General features: G+C 71.0%; 12 protein-coding genes. 8 read left to right on the top strand and 4 right to left on the bottom strand.

Features of this window, described 5'->3' with window-relative positions:
* Positions 1–166 precede the first annotated feature (166 nt).
* From ABRP24_RS06850 to ABRP24_RS06865, 4 genes are all read left to right on the top strand, one after another.
* Entirely contained in the window at positions 167–715 is a 549-nt protein-coding gene (locus tag ABRP24_RS06850; protein ID WP_301629378.1) for a DapH/DapD/GlmU-related protein, read from the top strand.
* Positions 716–1138: 423 nt separating this feature from the next.
* Positions 1139–1468: a hypothetical protein gene (locus ABRP24_RS06855; protein ID WP_027465011.1), complete on the top strand. Its 330-nt coding sequence runs from the start codon at positions 1139–1141 to the stop codon at positions 1466–1468.
* A 92-nt stretch (positions 1469–1560) separates the two neighbouring features.
* Positions 1561–1890 (top strand): hypothetical protein, encoded by a 330-nt coding sequence (locus ABRP24_RS06860; protein WP_027465012.1) that lies wholly within the window; start codon positions 1561–1563, stop codon positions 1888–1890.
* A 272-nt stretch (positions 1891–2162) separates the two neighbouring features.
* The gene (locus ABRP24_RS06865; protein WP_349847098.1) at positions 2163–7775 is read left to right on the top strand and encodes an Ig-like domain-containing protein; all 5613 of its coding nucleotides are present in this window, start codon (positions 2163–2165) and stop codon (positions 7773–7775) included.
* An 86-nt stretch (positions 7776–7861) separates the two neighbouring features.
* Here ABRP24_RS06865 and ABRP24_RS06870 read toward each other — a convergent pair whose 3' ends face one another.
* Both ABRP24_RS06870 and ABRP24_RS06875 read right to left on the bottom strand, forming a co-directional pair.
* Complete coding sequence (locus tag ABRP24_RS06870; protein ID WP_349847095.1) at positions 7862–8593, bottom strand: SOS response-associated peptidase; 732 nt, start codon at positions 8591–8593, stop codon at positions 7862–7864.
* Positions 8594–8700: 107 nt separating this feature from the next.
* Positions 8701–9345: a hypothetical protein gene (locus ABRP24_RS06875; RefSeq protein ID WP_349847092.1), complete on the bottom strand. Its 645-nt coding sequence runs from the start codon at positions 9343–9345 to the stop codon at positions 8701–8703.
* Between the two features lie 156 nt (positions 9346–9501).
* Here ABRP24_RS06875 and ABRP24_RS06880 point away from each other — a divergent pair, with 156 nt between their 5' ends.
* Genes ABRP24_RS06880 through ABRP24_RS06890 form a run of 3 tightly spaced genes read left to right on the top strand, consistent with a single transcriptional unit; the run spans position 9502 to position 11312 of the window.
* Entirely contained in the window at positions 9502–9927 is a 426-nt protein-coding gene (locus tag ABRP24_RS06880) for an organic hydroperoxide resistance protein (protein WP_301580687.1), read from the top strand.
* A gap of 10 nt (positions 9928–9937) precedes the next feature.
* Positions 9938–10324: a YchJ family protein gene (locus tag ABRP24_RS06885; RefSeq protein ID WP_027465017.1), complete on the top strand. Its 387-nt coding sequence runs from the start codon at positions 9938–9940 to the stop codon at positions 10322–10324.
* Positions 10325–10358: 34 nt separating this feature from the next.
* On the top strand, positions 10359–11312 hold the full coding sequence (locus ABRP24_RS06890) for an SDR family NAD(P)-dependent oxidoreductase (RefSeq protein ID WP_349847089.1): 954 nt from the start codon (positions 10359–10361) through the stop codon (positions 11310–11312).
* 20 nt (positions 11313–11332) lie between these two features.
* Here ABRP24_RS06890 and ABRP24_RS06895 read toward each other — a convergent pair whose 3' ends face one another.
* Positions 11333–12199: a shikimate dehydrogenase gene (locus tag ABRP24_RS06895; protein WP_349847086.1), complete on the bottom strand. Its 867-nt coding sequence runs from the start codon at positions 12197–12199 to the stop codon at positions 11333–11335.
* Positions 12200–12272: 73 nt separating this feature from the next.
* Between ABRP24_RS06895 and ABRP24_RS06900 the strand changes: the two genes are divergently transcribed.
* On the top strand, positions 12273–13265 hold the full coding sequence (locus ABRP24_RS06900; protein WP_371836734.1) for an iron-siderophore ABC transporter substrate-binding protein: 993 nt from the start codon (positions 12273–12275) through the stop codon (positions 13263–13265).
* Between the two features lie 111 nt (positions 13266–13376).
* Here ABRP24_RS06900 and ABRP24_RS06905 read toward each other — a convergent pair whose 3' ends face one another.
* Positions 13377–13781: a DUF1304 domain-containing protein gene (locus ABRP24_RS06905; RefSeq protein WP_051596616.1), complete on the bottom strand. Its 405-nt coding sequence runs from the start codon at positions 13779–13781 to the stop codon at positions 13377–13379.
* Positions 13782–13811: the final 30 nt, after the last annotated feature.

Raw genomic sequence — 13811 nt, forward strand, 5'->3', positions numbered from 1 at the left:
TACCGTTGTTGGCCCTGATTCGCCGGAGGATCGGCCGCACCGTGTCGAGGGTGTGGAGCGGTCGGGCGCGACCGTGTGATGGTCCTGCAGTTGTAGCAAGGACGGCGAATGACGAAACGGCCCGAGGCACGTGTGAAATGAGCACCGTCAACGTATCGTGTCGAGCGTGAAGAGCCTCGCTACGTTCGTTGCATCCCTGCCGTTCCCCGCATCGCGCAGGTGGCAGCTGCTGTCGGCACTGGGTGTTGTGAAGGCAGCAGTCGGCGTGGAGCGCGGCGTCCGTTTTTGGAACACGAAGGTCTCGATCGGTGCTGGTTCGTACCTCAACCGTGAAGTCACCTTCGAGGGAAAGGGCTTGATCACCGTCGGCACCCGAGTGGCAATCGGACCAGGCGTGATGATCCTCACCTCGACCCATGCAGTGGGGCCGTCGGAATGGCGGGCGGGTAGCGGCGTCCCGAAGAACTTACCTGTGTCGATCGGTGACGGATCGTGGATCGGCGCTCGAGCAACCATCCTTCCGGGCGTGACGATCGGTCGTGGGTGCGTGATTGCTGCTGGATCAGTAGTGCGCGAGGACTGCCCGGACGACACGTTCTGGGCTGGTGTCCCTGCCGTCCTGAAGCGTGATCTTCTTGCTGGTGCGGGCCCCGAAGCCCCACCGGTAGCAGCAGCAGGTCCTGCGCTCGGCGAACCTCCGCTGACGGCGCGCTGACCGTCCAGGCCGAGTGTTGTGCCCTCGACACGGGTCACACCCTTCAGGAGGTTGTTCGTGGTGCGCTGACGACCCGGTGTCGGAAGCTGCCTAGCGTCGGAGTGTCAGGAGGCGACGTTGTTCTGCCAGTGAGTCGCGTTTCGTAGAGGTCCAGAACCAGTGCCTTCGGCCACACTGCACGGACTCAGACGGTAAGTCGTTCTCACCCATCTCGTCCCCCGATCGCGGCGATCCGGAAAACGAGTACCCCGATCCTGACGCTGTACCCCGGAAGTGCGACGCACCTGCCCGGAAATCCGGGGCTGCCCGATGGATGGCATTGACGAAACCCGTGAATCGACGGGCCTGGCTGGCGATCCCCTCGGCACTTCTCGTAGCGTTCTGGTGTCAGCAGATGTACCCCGGATCGTGAAGGAGAGCGACATGAGCATCACCGTGAACAACGCGACGCAGGCCGAGGTCACCCTCGACACCGACACCGTGGACACCATCGCGATCCTCGAAGCCGATGCAGCGCTCTCGACGCGTCCCAAGCGCGCCAAGGTCACCTGGGTGCAGGAAGACCAGGGCGAGTGGATCGCCGGCTACGGCGGGTACTTCGGCGGCAGCGTCGACAAGCGCGACGACCGCTACGTGGCCTCCGACACCTTCGGGCTCGTCGTGGGCGAGTTCTCCTCCCTCGAAGAAGCGCAGACCAAGCTCGAGGACCAGCTGCACGTCATGCTCCCGCCGGTCATCCGGCCGGTCGAGTGACGACAGCGGACACCAGCTCCACCGGCGTCGACCGCGACGCCCGCACCACCCGGAACCACCCAGCACGCAGCGCAGCACGAAGGAGCAGGACCATGAGCACGACCGTCGCCCACCGCCAGCAGGCCGAGGTGACCCTGGACACCCAGACGATCGAGGTCATCGCCGAGATCGAGGCCCAGGTCGTGGCTCCCGTGCAGGCGGCCCCCGTCCGCATCTCGTGGGCCCAGGCCGACACGGGCCTGTGGGTCGCGAACTACGGCGGCTACTACGGCGGCACCGTCGACCGTCAGGGCAGCCACTTCTTCGTCGCCGACACCTTCGGTGAGTACGTCGGGGACTTCCGTTCCCTCGACGAGGCGAAGGCTCGCCTGGCCGAGCGCCTGCACGTGCTGCTGCCGGACGTCATCCGTCCGACTGCTTGATCCGCTGCTGATCGCTCGTTGATCCTCGAACCCCCCGTCGGCCTGCCGGCGGGGGTTCTTCCGTGTGCTCGGGGCGTGATCGGACCATGACGGGGTGCCGTGGCGCGCTGGGCTGCGGCGTGGCCCCTGAACGAGTGGTCCCCCCTATTGGGGACCCCGATTGTCCCCATCCGAACACGAGGAACTGCCAGGATCAACCTGGCGCCAACGACCGTTCTCCCTGATCCTCCGGTCGGTTTCGGTGCCCGCATCGTCTCGACCCGAAAGTGATCATGCAGCGTACGAACCCGGGCACCGCTGTGCCCACCGACGGTCCCGGCCGTCCTGCCGGCACCCTTGCCACCCGCCGACCCGGCCTGCGCGCGGTCGCCGTGCTCGGAGCCGCGCTCCTGGTGGGCACCGGGCTGACCGCCACCTCGGCGGTCGTCGCGGCCGCGCCGGCCTCGGCCGTCAGCGCCACGAAGGACGGCGCCATGGTCTGCACCCCGCAGGAGACGCTGTACGCGATCGACGGCACGGGCAAGGTCGTCGCGGTCGACATCAGCACCGGGGCCTCGCGGGGCACCACCGCCGACGTCACGAACCTCGGCACCGGCGCGAACAACGGTCTCGGCATCTCGCGCGAGGGCGTCTCGATGTTCGCCGCGTCGAACAACCAGACCGCGACCCTGCGGCAGTTCGACCCGAAGACCGGTGTCGCGTCCGACCCGGTCGCGACGGACAAGACGCGTACCGTCATCCGGGGTGCGGTCAACCCGGTGACGGGGATCTACTACTACGGCGACAACACCGGGTGGCTCGGCGCGTACGACCCGTCGACGGGCAAGTACCTCGGCCAGGTCGGTCAGGTCGACGGGCTCACGAAGCGCAACGCCGCGGACACCGCGAACGCCAACGGCGACTTCGCGTTCAGCTCGCGCGGCCTGTTCTTCGTCGTCGCGGCGAACAAGGTCTACCGCGTCAACGTCGACCAGGTGCCGGCGACCGCGGGCACCACGGCGATGAGCACCACCGAGATCGCGACCCTGCCGGCGAGCACGAACAGCCCCGGCATCGCGTTCTCGTCGGACGGCTACCTCTACGTCTCGAACACCGTGACGACCAACAGCGTCGCGACGACCACGATCTACCAGCTCGACCCGACCTCGGGCAAGGAGGTCCGCAGCTTCCCCATCGTCGGCAACTACGCCGCGAGTGACCTGGCGAGCTGCAACTACGCCGACACCGTGACCGGCGCTGCGAGCGTCGACCAGCGTTGGAGCAGCGGCGACCAGTTCGCCCTGGCCATCAGCGGGGGCGGCATCGACCCGGCGACCGCGGGCGTCTCCGGCACCACGACCGGTTCCGCCACGGGCGTGCAGGCGCAGAAGGCCGGCGCGGTCCTGACGACGCCGAACAAGGACTACACGGTCAAGCAGACCGCCGCGGGCACCACCGACCCGGCGAACTACGACACCACGTGGAAGGCGGTCGACCAGACGACCGGCACGACCGTCGCCAGCGGCACCGGCACCACGGGGACCTTCACGTTCCCGGCGGCCACCACCGCGGACGGCACCGACGTCCTGGTCACCTTCACGAACACGCTGCAGGCCACGCACGTCACCACCAGCAGCGACACCGCCACGACCCCCACCGGCACGGCGCTCTCGGTGCCGGCCTCCTCGGGCGTGCTCGCGAACGACCGCGGCACCGGCCTGTCCGTCGTCTCGAACACCACGCCGGCGCACGGCACCGCCACGGTCGCCGCCGACGGCTCGTACACGTACACCCCGGCCGGCGGGTTCTCCGGCTCGGACACGTTCCAGTACACGGCGAAGGACTCCTCCGGGCAGACCTCGACCAGCACCGTGACCGTCACCGTCGCACCGAAGGGCTCCGACGACGCGTACAGCGTGCACGCGGGCACCGTGCTCAAGGTGAACGCCGCGGACGGCGTCCTGACGAACGACCGCGGGTCCGACCTGACCCTGACCGGCAACGGCCAGCCGTCGCACGGTCTGGTGAAGATCGGCCCCGACGGGTCGTTCTCCTACGGCGCCGACAAGGGGTACTCCGGCCCGGACTCGTTCACGTACACGGCGAAGGACGGCTCCGGCGCGACCGTCACGGCGACCGTGCGGCTCACCGTGCTGCCCACCGCGACGGCCGACGCCGTCACCGCGACGGCCGGGTCGTCGACGACCGGCAACGTGCTCGACAACGACCTGGGCACCGGCCTGACGGTCACCGGCAGCAGCGCCCCCGCGCACGGCTCGGCGACGGTGCGTCCGGACGGCTCGTACTCGTACACCCCGGCAGCCGGGTTCTCCGGCACCGACTCCTTCACGTACACCGTGACCGACGGCAGCGGTGGGGCCGACACCGTCACGGTGACCGTGCAGGTCGCGCCCGCGGCACAGGACGACACCGTCGAGGTCGCCGCGGGCGGCACGGCCACCGCCGGCACCCGCGCGACCGGTGTGCTCGGCAACGACTCCGGCACCGGGCTCACCGTGGCGTCGAACACGTCCCCCTCGCACGGTGCGCTGACGCTCGACAAGGCCACCGGCACGTTCACGTACACGCCGGCCGAGGGGTACTCCGGCCCCGACGCGTTCACGTACACGGCGGTCGACGGCTCCGGCTCGCCGAGCACCGCGACCGTCACCATCACGGTCAACCCGACCATCGGCGCCGACACCGCGTCGACGGACTCCGACACTCCGGTGACGATCGACGTGCAGGCCAACGACCGTGGCTCGGACCTCGAGACCACGATCGTCACCGGTCCGTCCCACGGCACGGCCGTCGTCGCAGCGGACGGCTCGGTCGAGTACACGCCGGCCGCCGGCGCGTCCGGCACCGACTCGTTCACCTACACGGTGGCCGACGGCAGCGGAGTCACCACCGGTGCGGCGACCGTCACGATCACCGTGCGACCCGTCGCGACCGCCGACACGGTGTCGACCCGGGCCGACGAGGCGCTGACCCTCGACGCCGCCACCCTGGCCGGCAACGACCGGGGCACGGGGCTGACCGTGACCGACGTGACCGCAGGCGGGGCCGCCGGCAACGGCACCGGCGCCGGCGCCGGCGAGAGCGGCGCCGACCGCGGCGCCGTCACGCTCGACCGTGCCACCGGCCGGGTCGTCTACACCCCGGCCGACGGATTCTCGGGCACGGACACCTTCACCTACACGGTGACCGACGCCGCCGGCCGCTCCACCACCGGCACGGTCACGGTCGTCGTCGGCCCGCGTGCCACGGCCGACACCGCCACCGCCACGGCCGGGTCCACCCTGACCGTCGCGAAGGGCGACGGCGTGCTCGCGAACGACCGAGGCACCGGCCTGACCGCGGCCGTCGACCAGCAGCCCGCACACGGCACGGTCGAGCTCGCGGCGAACGGCTCGTACACGTACACGCCGAAGGACGGCTTCTCGGGCACGGACACCTTCACCTACACGGCGACGGACCCCGCCGGCCGCACCAGCACCGGCACCGTGACGGTCACGGTCCGCCCCGGCACGGAGCCCGACACCGTCACCGTCGCGGCGGGTGGCAGCACCACGGTCACCTCCGGCGCCCTGACGGGCAACGACCACGGCACCGGCCTGACCGTCGTGTCCGTCTCCGGCGGCGACCACGGCACCGCGACCCGCAACGACGACGGCACGATCACGTACACGCCGAAGGACGGCTTCTCCGGCACGGACACCGTCACGTACACGGTGACGGACCCGTCGGGCGCCACGAACACCGGCACCGTGACGGTCACCGTCACCCCGGTCGCCAGCGGCGGGTCGACCTCGGCCGAGGCCGACGCCACCACCACCGTGCCGGCCGGCACCGGCCTGCTCGACGGTGCGAAGGGCACCGACCTGGCGGTCACCGACCACACGGAGCCCTCGCACGGCGAGGTCGCGGTCGACGAGGACGGCTCGTACACGTACAAGCCTCAGCCGGGCTACTCCGGCCCGGACGGGTTCGACTACACGGTCACCGACGGCTCAGGCGGGACCACCACGGGCACCGTGACGATCGTCGTCGCCCCGAAGGCCGCCGCGGACACCGCGACGACGAGCGCCGCGACCCCGGTCGACGTCGCCGTCACCGGCAACGACTCGGGCACGAAGCTGGCCGTCACCGCGGTGTCGAAGCCCGGCCACGGCACCGCCACGATCACCGGCAGCACGACGGCCGGCGGAACCGGCGGCAGCGCAACCGGCGCGACCGGCGCCAGCTCGGTCACGTACACGCCCGCCGACGGGTTCTCCGGCACGGACACGTTCACCTACACGGTGACCGACCCGACCGGCGGCACCGCGACGGCGACCGTCACCGTGACCGTCACGCCGACCGCGGTCGCCGACGCCCTGCGCACCGCGGCGAACACCGCGCTGCCGATCAGCGGTGCGACCCTGACCGGCAACGACCGCGGCACCGGCCTCGCCGTCACCGCGCACGGCCGCGCCGAGCACGGCACCGTGACCGAGGGCACCGAGCCCGGCTCGCTCGTCTACACCCCGGCCAAGGGCTTCTCCGGCGCGGACACGTTCGAGTACACGGTGACCGACGGCGCCGGACGGACCTCGACCGCGACGGTCACGGTCGTCGTCGGCGTCGCCGCGGTCGACCACTGGCACACCATGTCGACGAACCGCAGCATGCGCATGTCCGCCGACAGGGGCGTGCTGGTCGGCGACTCCGGCCGTGGGCTCTGGGCCGCCATGGAGACGAAGCCGTTCAACGGGGAGCTGTCGCTCGAGAAGGACGGCTCGTACGTCTACACGCCCACGTCGAACTGGTCCGGCCGTGACTGGTTCACGTACTCGGCCAACGACTCCGACGGCACCGCGGCGTTCGCGCGCGTCATCATCGACGTCGCCCCGTCCGCGAAGGACGACAAGGCGACGACCACGGCCGGCAAGACGGTCCGGGTCGCCGGCCACGGCGTGCTCGGCAACGACCACGGTGACGCCCTGACGGTCGTCGCGGTGGGTCAGGCCCGTCACGGCACGGCCTCCATCGCCGCCGACGGCACGTTCGTCTACACGCCGGCGAAGGGCTTCTCGGGCACCGACACCGTCACGTACCGTGCGCAGGACTCGATGGAGCAGCAGGTCGACGCCACCGTCACGATCACGGTCGGCATCGCCGCAGCGGACGACACCGGGCACACCGTGTCCGGCACGCCCGTCACCCGTGACGCCCGCCACGGCCTGCTCGCCGACGACCAGGGCACCGGCCTCACCGCGGCCCCGGCCCGGAAGCCCGCCCACGGCACCGTGACGATCCAGCGGAACGGTGCGTACGTCTACACCCCGGCCGCCGGCTTCACCGGCACGGACACCTTCACCTACACGGTGACGGACGCCTCGGGGCAGACGGCCACCGCCACCGCGACCATGACCGTGGTCGCCGCGGCGGTCGCCACCGACGACTCCGCCACCGGGATCGTCGGACACCGGGTCGTCGTGGATCCGCTCGACAACGACTCCGCCACCGGCGGCGCCACGTTCGAGTCGGGCACGCTGCACCTGCTCCACCCCGAGTCCGGCACACCGACCGACCGCGTGGTCGTCGCCGACCAGGGCACGTGGACCATCCGCGACGGCCGGGTCGTCTTCACCCCGCAGGACGGCTTCACCGGAACCGCCTTCGTCGGTTACACGATCACCGACAGTGCGGGTCAGACGGTCACCGCGACCGTCACGGTCACGTTCCCGACCGGGCTCGCCGCGTTCGTGCACGGGACCGAGCTCGCCTTCACGGGCGTGACCGGACTGGTCGGTCTCGGGCTCGCGGCACTCGCGCTCATGCTGGCGGGCGTGCTCCTGGTGACCCGGCGACGGATCACGGTCCGCGTCGTGCCGGGCATCCGCCGCAGCGCACGTCCGTAACAGGGCACCGGACTGGAGGCCCGGATCACCGCAGCAGACCCGCTGCGGTGATCCGGGCCTCCTGTCCGCGCGCGGGGCGCGACCGCCTACGCGACGGGCGCGATGAGCTGCGGTCCGTCGTTCCGCACGCTGTTCACCGTGCGGGAGACCTCGTACTGCGCAAGGCCCGCGGCCACCGTCAGCGACTCGTGGTCGAGCAGGGCCAGCAGGTCGTCGGCGTGCAGGTCGCCGCCGAGCCAGTCGTCGTAGCCGTCGGGCGTCAGGAACGCCGGCATGCGGTCGTGGACCTCGCCCGGAGCGACGTGGGCGTCACGGGTGATGATCGCGAGCGACAGGCGCCACTTGTCCGGGTCGCCCTCGGGCTTCGTGGGGTCGGGCCAGGCGCTCACGACGCCGGCCATCGCCAGGGCACCGCCGGGTTCGTGCACGAAGTGGGGTTCCTTGCCGTCCTCGCGCACCACCCACTCGTAGTACCCCTGCGCCGGGACGATGCAGCGGTTCGTGGCGAAGGCCCGCTTGAACATGCCGCTCGTCGCGACCGTCTCGATGCGGGCGTTGATCGGCTTCGGGCGCTGCTTCTGGAAGTCCTTCGCCCAGCTCGGCACGAAGCCCCAGCTGATCTGGGGCAGCTCCCGTTCGCCGTGCCGCTGACGGACGGCGTACACGGGGTCGGTCGGGGCGACGTTCCAGCTCGGGGCGAGGCCGGGGTGCACCTCGCCGGTGTCCTCGTCGACGTGCTCGGTCCGGGCGGCGAGCTCGCCCATGAGCTCGGGCAACAGATCGGCCGTGATGTCGGAGACGACGAACCTTCCACACATGCGCCCAGTGTGCCCGCCACCGCCGACAGTGGTGCGCGTCGGGGGGTCCTGTTCCGCTTCGTGAGCAGGAATGGTCGAGTGCCCCACAGCGACTCGACCGCTTCTGCTCACGAAGCGGGGCGGGCGGGGGTCTCGGGTGCGGGCGTCTCCGGGACCGGGTCGAGGGACTCGGCGGCCAGGCGGGCGCGTTCGGAGCGGCCGAGGTGGACGAAGTACTCCGACAGCCCGATTGCGTAGACCGCGATCCAGAGCACGTGGAACCAGCTGACGAGCCCGAGGACGAACGCCCCGAGGACGGCGACGAGAGCCGAACCGAGCAACGGTGTCGTCCGGGCGAGCGTGCCGATCACCCCCCGCCGCAGCAGGACCGTGTCGGTGCGGACGATGTCGCGGTGCTCCGGCAGGACCGGCACCGGACGACGCTGCACGTACCGCTGCGTGGCGCCCCGCGCGGCGAGCTGCCACGAGGGCCGCACCTGCCGACCGTTGATCGTGGTCGAGGGGTCCGGAGGCTGCCACGTCGGGACGCACGCGAAGGTGAGCAGTCCGACGCCGAGCGCCAGCAGCACCATCGCGACCACGCTGCGGACCGGAGTGGCCCCCGTCCAGTCGACCCGGGCCTCCAGGACGGCCATGCCGACCAGCGCGACGACCGCCGCGAAACCGGACCACCGGGCAGCACGACGGACGCGTGCCGGATCCAGCACGTCCGTGACGTGCCGGCGGAAGACCTGCCAGCCGAGCGTGAACATCCATCATGTCTACCTGATGGGGGTGCCGGGTGCCCGGATGCTTGCCTCGGCCGCTCCACCCGGACACGCCCGAGCGCTCCCCGCCCCGAGTCGCCGCACTCGCGACGTGGTGCTGCCGCTCAGGATTCGTCCAGGCGAGCACGGTGACCTCGGACCATGAGTCTCGACATCGTCTACACCGCCGCTGCCCACGCCACCGGAGGCGGCCGCGACGGACACGTCCGCAGCGAGGACGACCGGCTCGACCTCGACACCCGCCCGCCCAAGGAGATGGGCGGCAGCGGCGAGGGTACGAACCCCGAGCAGCTCTTCGCCGCCGGGTACGCCGCGTGCTTCCTCGGTGCCCTGCACGCCGCCGGCAAGGAGCTCGAGGTCGACACCACCGGCGCCGAGGTCTCCGCCGAGGTCGGCATCGGCGGCACCGGCAACGGCGCCTTCGGTCTCGCGGTCGAGCTCGACGTCTACGCCCCGAACGCCCCGCAGGAGCAGCGCCACCGCCTGGCCGAGCGTGCACACGAGATCTGCCCGTACTCGAACGCCACCCGCGGCAACATCACCGTCACGCTGTCCATCGTCGACTAGCGTTCGGCCGGTGGTCACCGACACGACGCGCTGCCCCTGCCTGAGCGGCAACCCCTACGGGGAGTGCTGCGGCCCCCTGCACGCCGGGGCCGTGGCACCGACCGCGGAACGGCTCATGCGCTCCCGCTTCAGCGCCTTCGCGCTGGGCCTGCCGGAGTACCTGCTGCTCACCTGGCACCCGCGCACCCGCCCCGCGGGTCTCGAGTTGGACCCGACCCAGCGCTGGACCCGGTTGGACGTGCTGGCGACCACCTCGGGAGGCCCGTTCGACTCCCACGGCACCGTCACGTTCCGCGCGTGGTGGCGTTCCGACGACGAGCGCGGCACGCTCGAGGAGACGAGCGACTTCGTCCGCGAGCAGGGACGATGGTTCTACGTGGACGGCGTGGTCGCCTGACGACTGCGCACCACGCCAGCTGACAGGAGCCCACATGCCCGCACGCGACCTCACCCGCTTCGGCGACCGGACCACGGCCGCCGAGGTCGTCGACGGCCTCGACCTGACGGGGCGCACGGCGGTCGTCACCGGTGCTGCGTCCGGCATCGGCGTGGAGACCTCCCGAGCGCTCGCGGGAGCCGGGGCGCGCGTGACGCTCGCGGTGCGGGACGTCGATGCCGGCCGACGGGTGGCGGACGACATCGCGCGGACGACGGGGACGGAAGCGCCGGCCGTCGTCGAGCTGCACCTGGACCGTCCGGCTTCCGTCGAGGCCTTCACCGCAGCGTGGTCGGGGCCGCTCGACGTGCTCGTCGCCAATGCGGGCATCATGGACGCGCCCGAGTCGTACACGCCCGCCGGGTGGGAGTCACACTTCGCGACCAACCACCTCGGGCACTTCGCCCTCGCGCTCGGGCTGCACGACTCCTTGGCCGCCTCGGGTTCGGCACGGATCGTCTCGGTGTCGTCGAGCGGACACGGTGGTTCGCCCGTCGTGTTCGACGACCTCTTCTTCCGCCGGCGTCGCTACGAGCCCGGGCTCGCGTACGGGCAGTCGAAGACCGCCAACGTGCTGTTCGCCGTCGCCGCCAGCCGCCGGTGGGCCGCCGACGGCATCACCGCGAACGCCCTCATGCCCGGCGGGATCTGGACCGGGCTGCAGAAGCACTGGGACCCGGAGGTCCTGGCCGCCACGAAGATCGCCGCGGCCGACGCCGTGAAGTCCCCGGAGCAGGGAGCCGCGACCTCGGTCCTGCTCGCCACCGCACCGGAACTCGACGGGGTCACGGGGCGGTACTTCGAGGACTGCCACGAAGCAGCGGTGGTGGAGCGGATCGAGGACGGCCTGCACGGCGTGCTGCCCTGGGCACTCGATCCGGACCAGGCCGATCGGCTGTGGGACGTCTCCGTCGCGCTGCTCGACGCCGAGGCGCGGTCCCGCGGCTGAGCGATGGCTGCCGGCGCCGGCTAGCTGCCGAGGACGGCGGGCAGGTCGACCGCGGTGCGCATCGCCCGGCGGACCCCGGCCTCGTCGGGGAGCAGTTCGTCCTCGTCACCGGTCAGGAAGAACCGGATCTGCCCGATCGCCTGCTCGGTGAGCATGTCGAGGCCGTTCAGCACGCGGCCCCCGGCATCGGTCCAGCGGCTGGCGACCACGGTGGGCCACGGTTCGTAGGCGACGTCGAACAGGACGGCGTCCGGCCCCGACGGACGGAACTCGAGCGGGTCGGCGGCGCCGCCCGGCAGCGTCGAGAGGACGAACCCGTGGTGCGTGCCGGCGAGTTCGCTCAGGGGGTGCACCTCGAGCGTCACCCCGAGCCGGACGGCCAGGTCGACCAGCGCGCGCGTCTTCGCGGTGTCACGGACGAACACCCGGACGAGCGACGCCCCGAGTCGCACGGCCGCGGTCAGGGCGCTCGCGGCAGTGGCTCCGCCGCCCAGGATCGTGGCCTCGCCGGGCAGGTGTCCGAGCGCCTCGACCGGGCGGACGAGCCCCTGAACGTCGGTGTTGGCGCCGGCTCGGACGAGCGTGGAGCCCTCGATGCGGAACGCGACCGTGTTGGCGACCCCGAGCTCGTCGACGAGCGGGGTGGTGCGGTCGAGCAGCGGCAGGACCTCGCGCTTGAGTGGCATCGTGAGACTCAGGCCACGCCATTCCGGACCCAGCCCCGCGACGAACGCGGCGAGCTCGCCGGACGCGACCTCGTGCCTCCCGTAGGTGAAGGGCAGGTCGAGCGCATCGTAGGCCGCTGCGTGGAGCGTGGGCGAGAGCGAGTGCGCGATGGGGGAGCCGAGCACCGCGAGGTGCGTGCGGCCTGGATCGGTGAACGCCACGGTCACCCAGCCTAGCCAGCCGTGTTCCTGAGCACCCCGTTAGGTTAGGCTACCCTTCGTGAACCGTTCTCCCTTGCGTCTCCGACGCGTGCTCGCCGCAGCCGGCGCCGTCGTCGCAGCGTCCCTCGTCCTCGCCGGATGCGCGTCCGGCTCCGACTCCTCGACCGACTCGGCGTCGTCGGGGTCGTCCGACGCCGCGTTCCCGGTCTCGATCACGACCGGCCTCGGCACCACCACCATCGAGTCGGCACCGAAGCGCGTCGTCGCGCTCGGGTGGGGCGACGCCGAGACCGCGCTCGAGCTCGGCGTCCAGCCGGTCGGTGCGAGCGACTGGCTCGCCTTCGGCGGCGACGGTGTCGGTCCGTGGCTCAAGGGTGCGTACGACAAGTCGCCGAAGATCATCCAGACGCTCGAGCCGAGCTACGAGGACATCCTCAAGCTCAACCCCGACGTCATCCTCGACGTGAAGTCCTCGGGTGACAAGGAGCGGTACGACAAGCTCTCCGCGATCGCGCCGACCGTGGCGATCCCGAAGGGCGGCGCGAACTACCTCGCCTCGACCGAGCAGCAGACGACCATGATCGCGAAGGCGCTTGGCAAGGAGTCCGAGGGCAAGAAGCTGCTCTCCGGCCTCGACGACGCCTACGCCGCCGCACGCAAGGCGCACCCGGACTTCGAAGGCAAGACCGCCGTCGTCGGTGCCTACAGCTCCGAGGGCTTCGGGGCGTACGCCTCCACCGACAGCCGTTCGACCTTCATGCGGAACCTGGGCTTCGAGATCCCGAAGGCCATCGACGAGCAGGCCGGCAAGGAGTTCTCCGTGCACCTGTCCGACGAGAACCTCGACCTGCTCGACGCCGACCTGACGCTGATCCTGCCGATCTACGTCGACGCGTCAGAGGCCTCGTCGAACAAGCTGTTCCAGAAGGTGCCGTCGGTCGAGGCCGGGCACGCGATCGTCTTCGACGACAAGGACGTCTCGTCGGCGTTCTCGATGGGTACCACGGCCGCGATCGAGTGGGCGCTCGACAAGCTGCCGGCGCAGTTCGAGGAGAAGCTCGGCTAGGGCTGGTCGTCGCTGCTGCCCGGTTCCGCTGGTCAGTACCACGAAAGCGACAGGGTGCCGCCGATGTCCGGTGGAACCCTGTCGCTTTCGCAGTTCGGGGGAGGAGCGGGGCTAGACGCCGATCGTGGAGCCCAGCAGCGCGAAGAGCAGCGCGATCAGGGGGAGCGTGCCCTGCTTGAACGCGGAGTTGACGTACTTGCGACCCGAGCCGAGCAGGATCACCGCGGCACCGAGCATGCTCGCCGTCGAGAACACCACGAGGGTCCAGCCGCTCACGGTGTTGCCGGCCAGCACGAGCACGACGCCGAGGATCGCCCCGATCGCCAGGAACAGGTTGTAGAAGCCCTGGTTGAAGGCGAGCGAGCGAGTCGCCACGGCTTCGGTCTCGGAAGCGATGCCGAAGATCCGGCGCGCTTGCGGACTGGTCCAGATGACCGATTCGAGGAAGAAGATGTACACGTGGATGAGGCCCGCGAGGACCGCACAGACACCCGAGATCACCAGCAGGACCGACATGTGCACATTCTCGCAGCAGCGGGCCGGGTT

This window comes from Curtobacterium sp. WHRI 8282 (genome assembly GCF_040223925.2).
GTDB classification, from domain to species: Bacteria; Actinomycetota; Actinomycetes; order Actinomycetales; family Microbacteriaceae; genus Curtobacterium; species Curtobacterium flaccumfaciens.